This window comes from Metabacillus arenae, from assembly GCF_014773385.1.
Taxonomy (GTDB): domain Bacteria; phylum Bacillota; class Bacilli; order Bacillales; family Bacillaceae; genus Metabacillus_D; species Metabacillus_D arenae.
Map to the genome: position 1 here is coordinate 186593 of NZ_JACXAI010000002.1, position 14991 is coordinate 201583.

At 30.5% G+C, this 14991-nt stretch carries 30 protein-coding genes; 2 read left to right on the forward strand and 28 right to left on the reverse strand.

Going from position 1 to position 14991, the window contains the following annotated elements:
- Positions 1-24: 24 nt before the first annotated feature.
- The 20 genes from IC621_RS02560 to IC621_RS02655 form a co-directional block, all read right to left on the reverse strand.
- The gene (locus IC621_RS02560; RefSeq protein ID WP_191155414.1) at positions 25-186 is read right to left on the reverse strand and encodes a hypothetical protein; all 162 of its coding nucleotides are present in this window, start codon (positions 184-186) and stop codon (positions 25-27) included.
- A 33-nt stretch (positions 187-219) separates the two neighbouring features.
- Positions 220-432: a hypothetical protein gene (locus IC621_RS02565; protein WP_191155416.1), complete on the reverse strand. Its 213-nt coding sequence runs from the start codon at positions 430-432 to the stop codon at positions 220-222.
- A 39-nt stretch (positions 433-471) separates the two neighbouring features.
- A complete protein-coding gene (locus IC621_RS02570) occupies positions 472-705 on the reverse strand; it encodes a hypothetical protein (RefSeq protein ID WP_191155722.1) in 234 nt (77 codons plus the stop codon).
- A gap of 352 nt (positions 706-1057) precedes the next feature.
- Positions 1058-1258 carry a hypothetical protein gene (locus IC621_RS02575; protein ID WP_191155418.1) on the reverse strand — a complete coding sequence of 67 codons (201 nt, stop codon included), beginning with the start codon at positions 1256-1258 and terminating at the stop codon, positions 1058-1060.
- A 55-nt stretch (positions 1259-1313) separates the two neighbouring features.
- The gene (locus IC621_RS02580) at positions 1314-1517 is read right to left on the reverse strand and encodes a hypothetical protein (protein WP_191155420.1); all 204 of its coding nucleotides are present in this window, start codon (positions 1515-1517) and stop codon (positions 1314-1316) included.
- A 475-nt stretch (positions 1518-1992) separates the two neighbouring features.
- Positions 1993-2244: a helix-turn-helix domain-containing protein gene (locus IC621_RS02585; protein WP_318152996.1), complete on the reverse strand. Its 252-nt coding sequence runs from the start codon at positions 2242-2244 to the stop codon at positions 1993-1995.
- 52 nt (positions 2245-2296) lie between these two features.
- On the reverse strand, positions 2297-2614 hold the full coding sequence (locus IC621_RS02590) for a hypothetical protein (protein ID WP_191155424.1): 318 nt from the start codon (positions 2612-2614) through the stop codon (positions 2297-2299).
- A 234-nt stretch (positions 2615-2848) separates the two neighbouring features.
- On the reverse strand, positions 2849-3013 hold the full coding sequence (locus IC621_RS02595; protein ID WP_191155426.1) for a YozD family protein: 165 nt from the start codon (positions 3011-3013) through the stop codon (positions 2849-2851).
- 27 nt (positions 3014-3040) lie between these two features.
- Positions 3041-3250, reverse strand: coding sequence for a hypothetical protein (locus IC621_RS02600; protein ID WP_191155428.1), 210 nt, complete (start codon positions 3248-3250; stop codon positions 3041-3043).
- Between the two features lie 199 nt (positions 3251-3449).
- The gene (locus IC621_RS02605; RefSeq protein ID WP_191155430.1) at positions 3450-3587 is read right to left on the reverse strand and encodes a hypothetical protein; all 138 of its coding nucleotides are present in this window, start codon (positions 3585-3587) and stop codon (positions 3450-3452) included.
- A gap of 12 nt (positions 3588-3599) precedes the next feature.
- Entirely contained in the window at positions 3600-3929 is a 330-nt protein-coding gene (locus IC621_RS27325; protein WP_449809036.1) for a beta-sandwich lipoprotein, read from the reverse strand.
- 162 nt (positions 3930-4091) lie between these two features.
- Entirely contained in the window at positions 4092-4280 is a 189-nt protein-coding gene (locus IC621_RS02615; protein ID WP_191155432.1) for a hypothetical protein, read from the reverse strand.
- 48 nt (positions 4281-4328) lie between these two features.
- Entirely contained in the window at positions 4329-4583 is a 255-nt protein-coding gene (locus IC621_RS02620; protein WP_191155434.1) for a hypothetical protein, read from the reverse strand.
- Between the two features lie 35 nt (positions 4584-4618).
- Positions 4619-4822, reverse strand: coding sequence for a hypothetical protein (locus IC621_RS02625; protein ID WP_191155436.1), 204 nt, complete (start codon positions 4820-4822; stop codon positions 4619-4621).
- Between the two features lie 159 nt (positions 4823-4981).
- Complete coding sequence (locus IC621_RS02630) at positions 4982-5197, reverse strand: hypothetical protein (RefSeq protein WP_191155438.1); 216 nt, start codon at positions 5195-5197, stop codon at positions 4982-4984.
- Position 5198: 1 nt separating this feature from the next.
- Positions 5199-5363 (reverse strand): hypothetical protein, encoded by a 165-nt coding sequence (locus IC621_RS02635; protein ID WP_191155440.1) that lies wholly within the window; start codon positions 5361-5363, stop codon positions 5199-5201.
- A gap of 39 nt (positions 5364-5402) precedes the next feature.
- Positions 5403-6479, reverse strand: coding sequence for a glycoside hydrolase family 15 protein (locus IC621_RS02640; protein WP_191155442.1), 1077 nt, complete (start codon positions 6477-6479; stop codon positions 5403-5405).
- Positions 6480-6524: 45 nt separating this feature from the next.
- Positions 6525-7124: a spore protease YyaC gene (yyaC, locus tag IC621_RS02645; protein ID WP_224752274.1), complete on the reverse strand. Its 600-nt coding sequence runs from the start codon at positions 7122-7124 to the stop codon at positions 6525-6527.
- A 47-nt stretch (positions 7125-7171) separates the two neighbouring features.
- On the reverse strand, positions 7172-7672 hold the full coding sequence (locus IC621_RS02650) for a hypothetical protein (protein ID WP_191155444.1): 501 nt from the start codon (positions 7670-7672) through the stop codon (positions 7172-7174).
- A 162-nt stretch (positions 7673-7834) separates the two neighbouring features.
- Complete coding sequence (locus IC621_RS02655) at positions 7835-8002, reverse strand: hypothetical protein (RefSeq protein WP_191155446.1); 168 nt, start codon at positions 8000-8002, stop codon at positions 7835-7837.
- 113 nt (positions 8003-8115) lie between these two features.
- Between IC621_RS02655 and IC621_RS02660 the strand changes: the two genes are divergently transcribed.
- Entirely contained in the window at positions 8116-8340 is a 225-nt protein-coding gene (locus IC621_RS02660) for an alpha/beta-type small acid-soluble spore protein (RefSeq protein WP_191155448.1), read from the forward strand.
- 288 nt (positions 8341-8628) lie between these two features.
- Here the strand turns inward: IC621_RS02660 and IC621_RS02665 are convergent, their stop codons facing one another.
- Positions 8629-9024, reverse strand: a complete 396-nt coding sequence (locus IC621_RS02665) for a hypothetical protein (protein WP_191155450.1) — start codon at positions 9022-9024, stop codon at positions 8629-8631.
- Between the two features lie 230 nt (positions 9025-9254).
- The gene (locus tag IC621_RS02670) at positions 9255-9497 is read right to left on the reverse strand and encodes a hypothetical protein (RefSeq protein ID WP_191155452.1); all 243 of its coding nucleotides are present in this window, start codon (positions 9495-9497) and stop codon (positions 9255-9257) included.
- Between the two features lie 212 nt (positions 9498-9709).
- Between IC621_RS02670 and IC621_RS02675 the strand changes: the two genes are divergently transcribed.
- Positions 9710-9928: a helix-turn-helix domain-containing protein gene (locus tag IC621_RS02675; protein ID WP_224752275.1), complete on the forward strand. Its 219-nt coding sequence runs from the start codon at positions 9710-9712 to the stop codon at positions 9926-9928.
- Between the two features lie 251 nt (positions 9929-10179).
- Here IC621_RS02675 and IC621_RS02680 read toward each other — a convergent pair whose 3' ends face one another.
- The 6 genes from IC621_RS02680 to IC621_RS02705 form a co-directional block, all read right to left on the reverse strand.
- The gene (locus IC621_RS02680) at positions 10180-11142 is read right to left on the reverse strand and encodes a phage lytic cycle repressor MrpR family protein (RefSeq protein WP_191155454.1); all 963 of its coding nucleotides are present in this window, start codon (positions 11140-11142) and stop codon (positions 10180-10182) included.
- A 12-nt stretch (positions 11143-11154) separates the two neighbouring features.
- Positions 11155-12504, reverse strand: a complete 1350-nt coding sequence (locus IC621_RS02685) for a DNA sulfur modification protein DndB (protein WP_191155456.1) — start codon at positions 12502-12504, stop codon at positions 11155-11157.
- 90 nt (positions 12505-12594) lie between these two features.
- Positions 12595-13626: a tyrosine-type recombinase/integrase gene (locus IC621_RS02690; protein WP_191155458.1), complete on the reverse strand. Its 1032-nt coding sequence runs from the start codon at positions 13624-13626 to the stop codon at positions 12595-12597.
- Positions 13613-13843: a hypothetical protein gene (locus IC621_RS02695; RefSeq protein WP_191155460.1), complete on the reverse strand. Its 231-nt coding sequence runs from the start codon at positions 13841-13843 to the stop codon at positions 13613-13615. Before IC621_RS02695 ends, IC621_RS02690 begins: the two co-directional genes overlap by 14 nt.
- A 382-nt stretch (positions 13844-14225) precedes the next feature.
- Positions 14226-14423 (reverse strand): helix-turn-helix domain-containing protein, encoded by a 198-nt coding sequence (locus tag IC621_RS02700; RefSeq protein ID WP_191155462.1) that lies wholly within the window; start codon positions 14421-14423, stop codon positions 14226-14228.
- 133 nt (positions 14424-14556) lie between these two features.
- A complete protein-coding gene (locus IC621_RS02705) occupies positions 14557-14961 on the reverse strand; it encodes a hypothetical protein (protein WP_191155464.1) in 405 nt (134 codons plus the stop codon).
- Positions 14962-14991: the final 30 nt, after the last annotated feature.

Here is a 14991-nt window from a genome sequence, read left to right on the forward strand (position 1 = left end):
TTTATTTTTACTAAAATGTGTCTTTTAAAGAATTCCATCTTCTATACTACAATCTTCATAAATCACTTCTACTTCACCATTCTTCAATTGATTAACGATTGGTTCATGAGCATCCTTATTATTGGAAAAATAATAAGCAACAATTTCTTCTATTTCACGCTTATTTAATTTAACTTTAATTTCCATTTTTTCACTCCTTTTCTGTAAGAAATGTTCCTTTTACTTAGTTCTTTCCTTAACATTTTCTATTGTTTTATTCATTAATTCTGATGGCAAATTACTATATTGAAATTCAAACAGGTCATCAATCTCTCCATCTGTTAATTGTTTAAGTGTTTCAGTAGAAGTCATAGTCCAATATAAACCTTGCACAGAACGGATAAATTCAATTTTTTGATCTTTATTAAACTCATTCATTAATTTTTCTAGCATGTTTATCTCTCCTTTTTTCCATAAAAAACTACTTTTAAATTAATTTCTTTGTGATTCTATAAACTTTTTTATCTTGATTAATTCTTTCATGTTTCTCTTATCAAGCAAATCCCCACATTCTGAAGCCAAAAGAAATAACTGTTCTTGAAAGTCTTTTCTTAAAGATGAAGGACAATCCAATTCGTTAGGTGTTGCACGGTCATATCCTTCTTCGCTTTCATGACAGCATTGACTAAATGCGTTCCACAAACAATGGTAGTTACTACATTCCATTTTTAACAACCCCTTTACTCCTCATAATATCGTTTTTATTCAATAACATCATGCCAATTCCGACCAAACTTTTATTTTCTTAACAACTTTATTACCTCCTTGATTAAATTATAATTAATTTACTTGTGTAAATCAATATATAATATTAAATTTATTTATATCATTTGTCCACCCTTTAAATCACTTTTTTTAACCTGGTCTATATAATTATCACTCTTATTATCCTTCGGTTTCTGCTGAATGTCCATTTTCAACCTCCTGTATTCTCTGTTTTACTCGCTCATACTATGTTTTTCAAGCATATATTTACGATAAAATATTTGTTTTATTCACATTTTATGCGAACTACGACTTACTTTCTTCTCATTGATTTCACTTGTTTCTGTATTTCAATTGCTATTTTCTCAATTTGCTTTGCATTACTTTCAATATGGTCTAATCGTTTTGACTTATCCCTTGTAGCAAAGTAGTTCAATTCTTCGTTACATTCATTAATCCTATCCACCATTTCAAATAGTTCAGAGTTCTTTTTGTTGGGTTGATATGGTTTCAAGTCAACTCACCTCTTACTTCTCATTTTTTTGTCTGTTCTTTCCTTGGATAGTGCATTAAATATCCAATGCTTTAATCACGATTTCTCCTATTTCATCCCCGTTTATCTTTTGTCCTTTACTATCACATTGGACGCATTTTTCGTTTATTTCTTTTAACGCTTTCTCGAATTTTCTGACAGTCCACTCTAAATCCTCTGTATACCTATTTCCATGAATCATATGTCTGTTTCTAATTTTATCGGTAATGGTTCTTTTCAAATTCTCCATCTCCCTATGTCGGTATTTTTGTCTAATTCGTATTTTTTAGAGTATTGCGTATTAGAGATATTCAACTACTCTAAATAATTTAATTATTGGGTACTTGTAGATTTTATCTGCAAGTTGTATACAAAACAGTTGACCTTCTTGAAATGTGTTCACCACATTCTCGTAGGTTCTTGGTTGACTTGTGTCCGAAAACCAAATTTCTATTTTCAAAATACTTCCCCCTTTGGTTCGCAATCTTAGCGTACTGCACATAATTACTTTTTATTTTTCATTTCTTTTATCTCCCAATAAAACTTATCTTCTCCTGTTTTCAACCTATGAATGATTTCAACAGTGCTGTAATAATAAAACAATACCGTGCTTTCCCAAATAATTTTAATTAATTCTTTAAAAAATCTCACCTTCTGCACCCTTTCTTACTTCACAGTTTTTGCGTCAATTATGTACTCAGAGGAGCAACAGCCCCTCATAATGTCGGCCTATTATTCTTCCATTCACTTAAACTTTCCTCAATCTCATCAATCAATTTACTCATCTTCTTCAAGTTCTCTCCCGAAGGACTAACAGATCCATCTTCCCAACGTTGCACAGTATATGTGCTTACTCCTATTAACCCAGCTATATCTGGTTGACTCAATCCACTCTCCTTCCTATATTTCCGTATTGGATTTTCATTTTTCCACTGCTGCAATCTTTCTTTTATGTTCAATTCAACCACCTCTAAATTGAGTCTTTATTAATTATATGTTGTGGTGGTTGTTTAATTTCCTTTAATTTAATATTTTATTTAATAAATTTCTTTTTGAAATAAGCTGCTTAAACCAAGCTTTATCTTTGGTCATCAAGGACAAGTCAATTAAACTATCAATATCCAAAACCATTTCTTCAATTATTTTAAAGTTAATGATGACTTTCCGATATTCAACTTTGAATCCTTCTTTTTCTTTCTTCTTGAATGTACTCTTAGTTATTTTTCTCTTAGCTCCCCACATTTGCAGATCAGATAAATATACTTGTTTATAATATTCTTTATTCCCTAGTTCATTATGTTCGCAGATGTATTTGGCTTTTGTTTTAGATAAGTTCATGTTTGTTCACCTCTACATTGCAATCTTTGCATATTTTTTTATTTCCTTCTAATGTAATCTTACACCAGCAATATGGACATTTCAATTTATTTTGATCATTATTAATAAGTTTATTTATAATGCTCTCGAAGTTTTTCATTTACACTATCTCTCCCTGTTGTCTTTGATAGTGTATCTTATGAGCATGTGGTGGTTGTGGTGTTGCTGTTTATGTAAAATGGGTTTTAGCCTAGATTAAAATTCCTCTTGAACAATTCCTTTATGGATAAAGAAGTCAAACACAATATCTGCTACGACATCTAATTCATCTTCTGTTGGAGAATATCCATTTCTAATTAGGTTATCGAATAGAAACTCAGCAATTTCTTCAGTATCAATTGAAATTTCAATTTCTTTCAATGTTTTTAACCTCCCTTTTAAGTTGGTTTAATTAACAATTACAAAATCCCCTTCGTGACATAAAAAGATAAGTGAATACCTGTCTTCGTCATCAATTATGTAATACTCGTGTTCTCTCTCGTCATATTTTAAAGCATAAAGATTACCTACTGTGACATTTGAAAATTCATTATTTTCATCCTCTTTAGCTAACCAGTGACTTGCTTTTGTAATATCACTCGTAACAATACAATTCAATTTATTACACCTCCCTATTAAGTTCTCATAAAACCGAAAGTTACAAAGAATAAATCGACACATGATTCTTGATTACCTAAAGTAATTCCTATTCTAATATCTCCTTTTCGGAATAGACCACAGTATACTGTGTAATTACCTATGTACTTTTCTCTCCAAAATTTGCTCATTTTCACACTCCTTAATTTAACTAATTAAATTACTTTATCAATTTAATTGCTTCTCTAATTGCTCTATGTTCTTCTTCATTCGTAGTAGCTCTGAATCCACCATAATAAGCACTTTCTAAATCTGACAACAATGATTCTAATGTTCTTATAATCTGTTCTTTTTCCACATTATCACCTCTTTATTTTTTACTTGTTTGCAAGTCTATATCTGGAATGATTGCTTCTGGACGGAATAAAATTTTGTAGTGGAAAGGGTCTTCCTTATTTGGTTCAAGCTGTTCCGCAAAGAAACTCACGTTGTCACTCAAGCCAAGATAATGTTTTTTATATTCATCCTCACCAACCTTACAAGTTACTGTCATTCTCAGGTCAGTGTCTCCATTCCCCAAAGAACAAAGTCCTTCAACGGTAAGCAGATATTTGTCGGTTATACCGTTAAAGAAAACAACCCTTCTCTGTACCTCAAATGAATCTGCCGACTTCGATAAATTTTGTGATACTGTCTGTATCTGCTTCTGTACATCCTACCAAACCTATTACTGCCATAATAGCTACTAAACCTGTTAAAATCATCTTTTTCATAATATCATCTCCTATTTAGAATATTCATTTCATTTGAATTCAATATCTATATATTGTGTTTATGTTTTTCCTAATAACCATATGTAGTGTCATTTATTATTTTTATATCTAAGTACCCAATTACCGAACTGAATTTCCATATATCCTTGATAAAAATAAACCCCTCTTTTACCTAAATTAGCTTTATGCCAACGTTTTAATGAAACACGACTATTCCATTTAGTTCCGAAAAACCTTGTCATATGATCTTCTTTCTTATATAACCAATTGAGATTCATTTTTCATTCCTCCAATTTAATTTATTTATATAAATCATAACTTTTATGTTAATCAGAAAATATAGTTAAATTGGTAAGATAGTATATTCTTACATCTCCATCCTTTTCAACCGAGGTTATAAAATATCCATTTTCGTTTAGGTTATTTATAACATCCTCGATATCCCATCCTGTATAATCATTCTTATCTCCATTTATAAATCGATTTACAATTATATGCTGATCATCCTCTACAACTTTAACTGTTTCACAAGTAAGATCGAATGCTTTTCGAATCCCATTTAACCAAGCAACATTTCTCATTCATAGATTCCTCCTATTTATATAAAACTTCAATTTTATCTAAAACTAACATTTAATACTGTATATCTTACAGGTCGATTAGGATTAATCGTAACCTCTCCAATATTATTTATATAGACTAGAAGTTCACGTTCAATATCTTCGTCATCTATTATCTTTCTGATATACTCTCCTTCTTTTACACAAATAGAATTATTACCCAATGTTTCTTGCGCTATTCCAGTAAAATACCTTTTCATTTAATTCCCTCCTATTCTAAATAAAATTTTACTTTTAACTAAACTATATTGTGTTTCTTTTCGTATACCTCAGCTATTTTTCTATGTTTAATAAATTTATCAGCATGTTTGTTCGATTTCTTAAAATGGTACATTGCTATGCGAAAATAAAATTCCATCTTAATGATCCTTAGCATTTCTTTCACTCCTTAACGTAGTATCATCCTCACTTTCATCTTCTTCAATCTCAGCTAACAATAGATGTATAGCAGCTTGTATATCATCCTTTACATGATCAGCGTAATACAATGCCTTTCTCTTATCTCCATCTGCATTACACTTCAAAGCTTTTAATCCGGCATTTACAGCATTTATTATCTTCTCCTGCGAAATCATTCTATTCTCCCATTTTCATTCCTAGATTAATATATTCATTTATGTATTCATCTTCTTTAATTAATTCATCTATTAGCGATGCGACTTTAAGCAATCTGTTTCCGGTTAACTTGTCGATTCCCTGATGAGCTTTCTTTTTTACTAAATCTTCGAATTTACTTTCCACATCCTCACCTCTTAAAATATGATTAATTTATTTATAATCTTATATTACATTGATAAGTTTATTTTTGTCAACAGTTTTATTTATGTATTTTTCTTTTGCTTGTATGTACATTGCATTTGACCATCCCAAAGGCGTGTTGATATTGTATTGATTTGTGCCTGATAAATACAATTCTGGTAAACTTCCATCTTCCAACATTACACTTTCAGTCCACTCTATATAATCTTTTGCTTTATTATAATTACCTAATTCCATGTGACAAAGTGCTAACCAAGGTAATCCAAAGCACCATTCTGCCTCAGTTCCATAATAATGACTTAATGGATGATGCCTTCCTTCATGTTCAATTGTGGAGTAGTATGAGTCGCCTTGGTATCTAATTACGCCCCTTGACCTCAATAACTTACTTTCAACCTCATTAACAATCTTAACTGCATCATCACTAAATAACACTTTATATGGATAAATTAAACTCATTTGCGCCAAGTCAATTGGTCTATCTGCACTTTCATTAGGGAATAGATTTGACAATGAATAATAACCTTTTAATACCAGTTCTCTTGGTACAAATACGATTTCTCTAACATTCTGTAATCCGGCTATACATGCGCCAACCGATGAACTATGTACTTCTCGCCATTCTTCCCACATCCCATTATCGGAATCGATCCAATACTGGCATGTATCTAAGTACCAAACTAACTTTTGAATGATCCTGTGATCGGCTTCATTCCTAATAATTTTCTTACCTTTCTTAACACCTTCTCCTACACCAAACAGAAATGCTCCCACTGCATCGTGTTGTGCGTGCCCCCAAGGTGTGTCAATTTCCTTAACATCTTGTGCTGAAAATCTTGCGTGTATATATTCCCATTGCGCATGAGGCTTTTGTTTTGTATGTATCTCGATTTTCCATTCGTATTCAAGGAATAGATCTAGAAGTCTATGATAAGTTTTTTCGTATCTGTTACACTGTTTATCAAGATAAGGCATTACTTCATAGCAGGAATCACGTATCCAGACGTATGAATAATCTGATGAAGGACTTGCGTAATACAATCCATGAGGTAATCTTAAACTTTCTAAAATATTATAACTTTGTTCTAGTTTATTCATTTAACCCATCCCCTTAAGTTTAATTTATTTAAAAAAATTCTCATTTTAAACAGACAATCTTTTTAATTTAAAAGCATGCTTATTTTTCATGTTATATGTATATCTGCTTTCTTCTTTAATTAGTGGAAATGCTTTTGTTATTGCTAACGTAGTTTCTTTTGCCATTTTCATTACTAAACTCAATCTAGTATTCTGCAATACTTGAAACTCCATGTATCCTCCAACATTTACTGTTCCATAAATACTGTAATCACCAACTTTTGTTAATTCCTTCCCTACTCCAGCACCAGGAGACAATTTACCTTTATTAAAAGAAATTTTCCCAATATTTTTGAATTTTCCTAGAGCAGCATCAATTGCAATCACTGTTTTCTCTTCAGGAATTTCTTTTATTTTTTCATCTAGGTTCTTAGCATGACACGGATCATCAATTGTACCGATAACATTCCTATATCCTTTTTCTTTTAACATTGTTCCAATTAAAGGAGCATAACTATCACCTGTCGATCTATCAGTACCAATGCATAAAAACAAAACATCATCTAAACTACATTTAACATATTTGCTAATTGCTTTAGTTAAATCTTTTCCATTATCAAATTTACCAAATTGGACTCCGTCATACATATTATCTAATGCTACCATGTTTTTACCTCCTAATAATTAATTTATTTCTCTTTAAAAATCAGATTTTATCCAAAAATTCTACTCCAGAATCCTTTCTTCTCACATGCATTAACGTTAAGCTCTGTTTTATCAGTAAAGTATTTTTTATGCATATTCTCTAGCATTTCTAACGCATCTTCATATCCTACATCAGATACGTCAATTTTGTCATATATATCATGTTCGAAAGGCATATCTGTATAATAATACATTGTATTATTTGTAGAGTCATATGTCCTATATAATATCTGACCTATTCGGTTATTAACCTTAATACTTTCACCAGTATTCAGAATATGTTCATGCGACTCTTCTTTAATAAATATCCCACTAACCCTGAGATTAGAGATATACTTTACAAATTCCTTCGGTTGTCCTTTTTTGAAATTATCTATTTCATTTTCAATGATTTCCTTATAGCGATTACTACCATAACCCCATATAAAATCGCTATTTAAATTCATAATTCTACCTATATCAACAACTTTACAGGTTATATATCTCTCCCCATAATAAACATGCTTCATGTGTTCACATCCTTAATTCGATAAGATTTAGTTTTTATACAACTTCTTTAAAATCCAACCTGTACCTATACTTGCCAAAAACACTATGAGCATTATTATAAAATGTGTAGGCGTAAGCATTCAATCACCCCATAAAACTGAGTTTTCATTTAAATTTTACGTTCATAAGTAACTATAGAACTTTGCCTGACCGCATAATTCTATACCAATCCAAGTATCTATCTCTTTATAGTTTCTTGCTCCCATAACTGCTGAATGAGATATTTTTTCCTCCTCTGTATCATAAGAATAAGTAGCCTTTTCGATTATAGTTTTTTGAACTTGTTCCATAATCAACTTCCTTTCATACCTTATTTTATACATATACACTTATATTAAATTCACTTATAATTAGATTAACAAGTCAGATATGGCTTGAATAAACCTCTAGGAGTTGTTGCTAAATGCTAATTCAAAACCAACAATTACTCGATCAATTAAAACTAGAAATCGCTACTGAATTTGGTGTTAACTTAGGAGCTGAAACTACTTCCCGCGCTAACGGTTCAGTTGGTGGAGAAATGACAAAGCGACTTATCCAACTAGGACAACAAAAGTTATTAGAAATGAATAATCAACCTGTAACATCAATTGTTAGTCAGACTGAGCACCAACATCAGTTACATTGATTGGGAGGGGATATTCCCCTTCTTTATTATATATGTTTAATTTATTTATTATAACAATCATTTATGCATAAAGTAGCATAATCTTCATCTTCAAAATATGTTACAACCATTCCCTGGACTTTGCCAGTTCCCTCACAGCTTCTGCATTTTCTAACCGGATTGGGTATTCCTCTGTGTATGCTATAGAGTGTAACTTGACTTCCTTTCCCACGACATCCTTTACATTCAACTAAGCCAACATCTGTCCTAGTAATCAACTCCCCACCCCCTTTCATTGAAACGACTGTTTTATAGAAATTCCTCAGCCTTTCTGATTTTTCTTTTGTTACTACTCTCACCAGATAGTCCCAAATAAGATTCATAGGCATAATTCATAATTTCATCATGTGTAAATCCATATACTTTAGCCATCGAATAAAACTGATCCATAAGATTTAAGAAATCTTTCTTTGCTGTTAATTGGTTTTTATGAATGGTTAATTGTTGCATAGATTTCAAATCATTCGCAGCTTTTTCTAAATCCTTGATTGCTCTTGTTAAACTCTTTGAATCAAACAATACATTTAATGTGGTTTTCCCAGTAGCAAAACTTACTTTAATGTCGTCTGGAATTCTAAGCAGGTTCTTGGCAACAATTTTATTAGATACAATTTTGAAATCACTTGCTACTATAGTTATCTCCATAATTCTATCCCCTAATTTCTTTTTATAAGTAAATTATACATATAAATCAATTATTTGTAAAGAGGGAAAATAAAAAGTCACCGCAATAATTTTTCGCAATCGATGACTTTTTCATATGTTGTAACAAACCTGTAATAGGATAAAACATATCTCTATGGTATTATTAAGTTGTTAGTAGTATATGCCCACATATACACTGCATTAAGTAGTCGTCTGGTTGCATATGGCGACTACTTTTTATATTCTTCTGGAGTAAACTCATCAATTTCTGATACAAACAAGTCATCATTATCTACTGTATGTCCTTGTATATGTAGAGTACGGGTTTCTCCAGTTAAATCCGTAAAATTTAACTCTCTAATATTATTATCTGATAGGGTCAGAATCATCTTAATAAATGAATCTACTCCTTCATCTCCTACTACTCTAGTAAAAAAATCTAATGTAATGCTCCCCTGGATTAACTGCTCCATTATTCCCTCTCCTTTGAAAAATTATAATATATATTAAGACAAAAGCCTCAACATCAAAACAGAACATTCGTTCGTATTTCTTACTTTCATTATACCTTCATTCGTCTTTGATTACTAGTAGCAAAAAATTTTCTTTAATATGTAGGGCAAAGTTGGTATGATTAGAACTGGAACATTTGAAGATAGAAGTAGGATTTATAGGAGGTTGTCCGATGATCAGAATAGAAATCGGACAATGCTTATTAGAAGATCTCATTCACAGGAAAGGTATGACTCAACAGCAATTGGCAGACATGACCGGAATTTCAAAAAGTCAGATAAGTGAATATAGAAGAAACAAAAGAAAAATGTCACTTCATAATGCCATGTTGATTGCTGTAGCTTTAAATTGTCATATCGATGATTTATATGAATGGAAAGTATCAAGATAAGCATTGGCTCTGGGAGTAGGATCTTAGTCCTACTTTGCCTCCTAGTTCACGTTTTCGTGAACATAATCCAATTTTACTACACAATAAGACTTATGTCACTAGCGTTTTTTGTCGAATTCTGATATTTTTGCTAATTTGTTTCTCAAGTCCTATAATTTGCCACAAATTACACGAATTCAGACACAAATTTTTATTAAATTTACTTATGTATAAATATTTAACCCTAGCTTTTCTAGGATTAAATATTGCCATTATTGGTTATAAAGTGAATCTATATTTTCCTTATTAATGAATTCTCTGAGAAGTGAATAATTGTATATCTCACGACCATTTATTTTCACTGTTCTTACATTAAAATGGTCTGCTATTTTGGTTAATTCCTCATTTGTCAAATCTCCAGATGGATTAATGTCATGAGCCATTTTAAGCATACCTGATTTTTCAATATTTTTTGGTGATAAGTAAGGTAATTTAAAGAATTCACTGATTGAAGTTAAAGCCCTGTATACTAAATGTCTATCTGCTCTTTTAAAATTTTCCACTCTCGTTACTTTTGTTTTTATTACATGATAATTTTCAGCTAACTTAACTGTACTTCTTCTTCCTTGTGCTTCCCCATTTTTCATGTGGTATTCAGTTTCATTTGCTGCTTTTTTCACTATATTTATACATCTATCACTAACTTTAATAGTTCTTTTACCGTATTTGTCATCTTTGAGCTTTAATTCATTTGTATCCTCATTGAAATTTTCAGGTACCAAATTTAATATCTCAGAATGTTGGAAGCCGTTTACACCCTCGAAAATTAATCTTATCAATGCCTTATCTTGATAATTAACCAAATGATCTTCTATATCAATTATTTCTTCTTCCGACAAATAAAGCTTTCTACTCTTATCAATGAAGTTTCTTAATTCATCAGTTTTAATTGTTTTAGCTAAATTAATATTTGTTTCACTAAGTCCATTTTCAGCAGCCCACTGCAAATACGTAGAAATGACTTGATGGCTTAATCTAACTGCGTTCAATGTCGTATGATTAGCATTTATCAGAACATCTTTTATTTCATCCGATGTAAAAGTGTAAAGATCCCTTCCTAATATATCCTCAGTATCATAACTCCTATAGAACAAGTACTTATAGATATCACTTGTTGTTTCAGGAAAAGTTTCTAAAAATTTATTTTTAATATCTTCATTATAGATTTTCGCCATTGCGTTCACCACCTATTTAATTGTTAATTTCTCGAAAAAGTTGTAAATATGTTTTTTAGTTTTACCTTTAACATGCAATGTTTCATCGAGAATATTTATATCTCTCCATAAGGGATTTTCTTTATTAAAATCAATTTTATTTAGTATCTCTGATAACTTATTAACAGGGATTGACTCATCTTTCATTTTCTTAGCAAGCATAACATATCCTTCGAACATTAAGTTGTTATTTATTAAGCTTTTCTTTCTTACTGCTGCTACATCGCCTAGAAACTCATCGGGGAAATTTAATACCAATTCATTAAAAAATTCAATTAAATATTTAGATAATTTTGCTGCATCAGCCTTATCTTTAATTTCAAAACAATCATCAATCGCATTAGATAAGGTTAAGAAGGATACAAGTAATCCTGAATTTCTACCGATAGTCTGATCAGAAATTCTACCTTTAAGTTCACTATTATATTTTAATCTTTCCACAACATTAGACGACCATTTACTTTGAGCTATTTCTTCAACTCTGCTTTTACTAACAGGATTAATCGTATTAATTTGAGCAAATTGTTGCTTTGCTTTACCGATATTAAAATTAAGAATATTTACTTTAAAAAATTTGTCTGATGAGGAAGGATCTCTAAACACTCTTGCAATAGCATTAATCCTATGGAATCCATCCAATATATCTAATAAAGTTCCTTTTGTAACTGTCAATGTCTTATTTTCTTCATCATAAATCAATTCTTCATATTCATCAGAAGAGTCTAGTCTAGCATTGAGTGTTATGACTGTACTAGCCCATTCTCCCGTTTTATGAAGATTAATCATTGCTTCGACACTTTTTTCCACAACTTTTGGAACATGTATAATATCTTCAATATGTTTCGTATTTAATTTTCTTGTTTCACGTTGAACCTCTTTGTTATATTGTAAAAGTCCATTTTCAAAAAGTTTTTTTATTTCACTTGCCTTTACGTAAGCCATATAATCGTCATCTTCACCCTTAATGACATTTTCAAATGTATAAGGAAATTCGACTCTATCAGGTAAATCTGCTTCAAAGTTTGTCTTAATTTCCTTTGACATTCTAGAAGGATAATAACTAGACGGGTCTGCTGCACTTTTACCAGTTGACTTATACAATTCATTAGCAAACAAATATAATTCACTTACATCTAGATCGTACGCTTGAGTATTAATCTCATTTACAATTTGTTGTACTCGACCAGGTAGAATGTTATACTCTTTCAGACCTCTTTTTAGTTTGTTTAATACATTTTTATCATGTTTTATACTCTCAACTACATCTATAATGTTTTTTCTAAGATTGTCTAATTCTCTTTCATCAAAAATTACGGTAGCCATTATTTACACTCCTATCTCACAATTATCCATTGTTAGTATTAATATTAACAAGTTTTCACGTTTAAGTAAAGATGAAAACTGATACTAAATTTATTTTTGTATTTTATTTAATTCCATATTCAATATAATCAAATAATCTTTTTTCATTTTACCTATAACATCCAATAAAACTTCATGAGGGACATTTTTATATAATTCCAAGTCTAATTCATTACTAGATGAAACTGCACCAATTGCCCCATAATCGTTATTATCCAAGTAACGAACTGTTGTGTTAAAGTCTTTGTGATTTGCTGCCTTCATTGTAGACAAGGGGTCTGATGTAACTCGATAATGGAATGTTATGCCCGCTTTTCTTATACTATGAAACACAATTCTTCTTTCTTTTGGAAAATTCATTTTTTCACGGAGTCTAAACATCATTGCATTAATTGACTTGCCAGTGAGTTGAAATACTTTTTCATTTCCATTTTTAAGTGATAATAATTTATTATAAAATTCTTTTGATATCTTGGGTCTAAATTCTTTATTTCCTTTATCTACAGCTTTAACAAGTACATAAGTATCTTTTTCTTCAAAGTCGCTCCAATTTAATTTTAAAATTGCAGATTTTCTTAAGCATGTGTCAAGTGCAAAAAGAATGAAGTAATACTTAATTTCTTGTGAACGATATTCCGTTACTCTAGCTATCCTCGCCATTTCTAAAACTTCCTCAATAGTGAGAATTCCCCATCCATCATTATTTTCAGGTAGCTTTTCAATCGCAGAAAAATAACTAATATCTGAAACAATATTTTTTCCATCGATTTTCTTGGCATGAAGATAATTAAGCAAACTTTTAACTGCCATTACTTTCGCATTAATTGTTTTGTTAGAGTATTTTTCAGAATCCACAGATTCTAGAATAAACTTATCGAAGTCATCTAAGTCCAATTCCATGTCTTCAATGGTCAAATGTTCAATACTCTTATTTGGCTTAATTACACTAAAAAAGTCTTTGATTCCTTTGGAATAGGAAGTACTTGTTTTGTCACTTTTTAACCCCTTTTTCCTTAGAAACATCTGAATGTGTTCATAGATATAGTTATTATTATTTAACCTAACAACATTATTCGCTAACATTCTCATCATCCCCACTATTGATAATTTTATTCAATAGGTATTTATCAAATTCATCCCAAGTGCTACACCAGGTATACCATGAGTCGCTTACACCGACTAGACATCCGATTTTATTATTAACCATGATCACTTCGTTGCAAATTTCTGATTGATCAACCAAGCTCAAGTCGCTTAATAGTTCTTTTGGCATTTTTAAATATTCAACCGTTGTTTTCATACTCCTCATCCCCTTATACTCTATTTCGCTAAAAATTCAATTGTCATCTCAAGCTCTTTGATCATTTTCTTTATTTGATAAGGTTTCATAGTGGATTTGTTTCTCTTAAAATAGCCCAGGATATCTTGCAACATAGATAAAGTCACTCCTTTCATAAAGAATACTCGCCATTATATACTTATTCATCTTTATATATATTTATTATATATTAATTTAATTTATTTGTAAAGCTTTTTATTTAATTTTAAAACCTTTTTCCTATTTTATATATAGTCATTTACTACTTAAAGTATTCCAACTCAATAAAAAAGACACCTACCTCTTTAAAGTAAGTGTCTCCATCTGTATTTTTATATATAATTCATTTTTATTAAATTAATTCCTATTTGTACTTTTCATACAATTCTTCAATATGAACGTCTAAAACATAGGCAATTCTTTTAGCAGTTTTTAAAGACATCTTTGTATCATTATTTATGTATTGTTTTAAATTGTATACTGAGATTCCTGTTAATGATGATAACTCTTCTAATTCAATATCCTTACAATCCAATACTTTGTCTAACTTACATCTCCCCATTAAGCATCACTCCCAATTCACATAGATAACTTAATAATAAGTGATTTGCGAATTTTCTGTCTATGATAAAATTCGTCCATTTATGGGATTTTATGGGGATAGCTTTCTGAAAATTTTACGTAAAATGTGAGTTTTATTCGCTAAAATTTGTAATGCTCCCTAATTGAATTGCAGTTTCAAATAAATTGTTGCTATTATTATGGCTCCTACTAACATTTGAAACATTTCTATTTCCTTCATATTGCCCAACACTTCTCGCTACATGAGTATTAAATCCTTTTTTATTTTGCCTTATAGCTTTTGCCTTTTGCATCTCTCTAAGATCCTTAAGTGCTTTAAGTATTTCTTCATCAGATGCGATTTCCAATGCTCCTTCATTTAAATATCCATAACTGTCTACATTTGTTTTATTCACTTTATAGTCATAATTACCCTGATTCCGAATTTCAGCTATTACAACAATTTCCCCTTTTTTAAAGGTAAGATATTCATGAGTAAGTTTTACAAATTCACCTACATGATATTTAGCCGCCATCATTAATTTCCTCCTTATCAATTTAAAATTGTG

What these genes read in the sequence shown, in the direction of transcription:
- IC621_RS02670 (WP_191155452.1), bottom strand. Translation starts at nt 9,497, where the DNA reads ATGGAGCAGTTAATCCAGGGGAGCATTACATTAGATTTTTTTACTAGA.
- IC621_RS02570 (WP_191155722.1), bottom strand. Translation starts at nt 705, where the DNA reads ATGGAATGTAGTAACTACCATTGTTTGTGGAACGCATTTAGTCAATGC.
- IC621_RS02620 (WP_191155434.1), bottom strand. Translation starts at nt 4,583, where the DNA reads ATGAGAAATGTTGCTTGGTTAAATGGGATTCGAAAAGCATTCGATCTT.
- IC621_RS02660 (WP_191155448.1), top strand. Translation starts at nt 8,116, where the DNA reads ATGCTAATTCAAAACCAACAATTACTCGATCAATTAAAACTAGAAATC.
- IC621_RS02640 (WP_191155442.1), bottom strand. Translation starts at nt 6,479, where the DNA reads ATGAATAAACTAGAACAAAGTTATAATATTTTAGAAAGTTTAAGATTA.
- IC621_RS02655 (WP_191155446.1), bottom strand. Translation starts at nt 8,002, where the DNA reads ATGGAACAAGTTCAAAAAACTATAATCGAAAAGGCTACTTATTCTTAT.
- IC621_RS02680 (WP_191155454.1), bottom strand. Translation starts at nt 11,142, where the DNA reads ATGGCGAAAATCTATAATGAAGATATTAAAAATAAATTTTTAGAAACT.
- IC621_RS02675 (WP_224752275.1), top strand. Translation starts at nt 9,710, where the DNA reads ATGATCAGAATAGAAATCGGACAATGCTTATTAGAAGATCTCATTCAC.
- IC621_RS02705 (WP_191155464.1), bottom strand. Translation starts at nt 14,961, where the DNA reads ATGATGGCGGCTAAATATCATGTAGGTGAATTTGTAAAACTTACTCAT.
- IC621_RS02565 (WP_191155416.1), bottom strand. Translation starts at nt 432, where the DNA reads ATGCTAGAAAAATTAATGAATGAGTTTAATAAAGATCAAAAAATTGAA.
- IC621_RS02615 (WP_191155432.1), bottom strand. Translation starts at nt 4,280, where the DNA reads ATGAATCTCAATTGGTTATATAAGAAAGAAGATCATATGACAAGGTTT.
- IC621_RS02665 (WP_191155450.1), bottom strand. Translation starts at nt 9,024, where the DNA reads ATGGAGATAACTATAGTAGCAAGTGATTTCAAAATTGTATCTAATAAA.
- IC621_RS02650 (WP_191155444.1), bottom strand. Translation starts at nt 7,672, where the DNA reads ATGAAGCATGTTTATTATGGGGAGAGATATATAACCTGTAAAGTTGTT.
- IC621_RS02625 (WP_191155436.1), bottom strand. Translation starts at nt 4,822, where the DNA reads ATGAAAAGGTATTTTACTGGAATAGCGCAAGAAACATTGGGTAATAAT.
- IC621_RS02685 (WP_191155456.1), bottom strand. Translation starts at nt 12,504, where the DNA reads ATGGCTACCGTAATTTTTGATGAAAGAGAATTAGACAATCTTAGAAAA.
- IC621_RS02690 (WP_191155458.1), bottom strand. Translation starts at nt 13,626, where the DNA reads ATGTTAGCGAATAATGTTGTTAGGTTAAATAATAATAACTATATCTAT.
- IC621_RS02695 (WP_191155460.1), bottom strand. Translation starts at nt 13,843, where the DNA reads ATGAAAACAACGGTTGAATATTTAAAAATGCCAAAAGAACTATTAAGC.
- IC621_RS02590 (WP_191155424.1), bottom strand. Translation starts at nt 2,614, where the DNA reads ATGAACTTATCTAAAACAAAAGCCAAATACATCTGCGAACATAATGAA.
- IC621_RS02700 (WP_191155462.1), bottom strand. Translation starts at nt 14,423, where the DNA reads ATGGGGAGATGTAAGTTAGACAAAGTATTGGATTGTAAGGATATTGAA.
- IC621_RS02630 (WP_191155438.1), bottom strand. Translation starts at nt 5,197, where the DNA reads ATGATTTCGCAGGAGAAGATAATAAATGCTGTAAATGCCGGATTAAAA.
- IC621_RS02560 (WP_191155414.1), bottom strand. Translation starts at nt 186, where the DNA reads ATGGAAATTAAAGTTAAATTAAATAAGCGTGAAATAGAAGAAATTGTT.
- yyaC (WP_224752274.1), bottom strand. Translation starts at nt 7,124, where the DNA reads ATGGTAGCATTAGATAATATGTATGACGGAGTCCAATTTGGTAAATTT.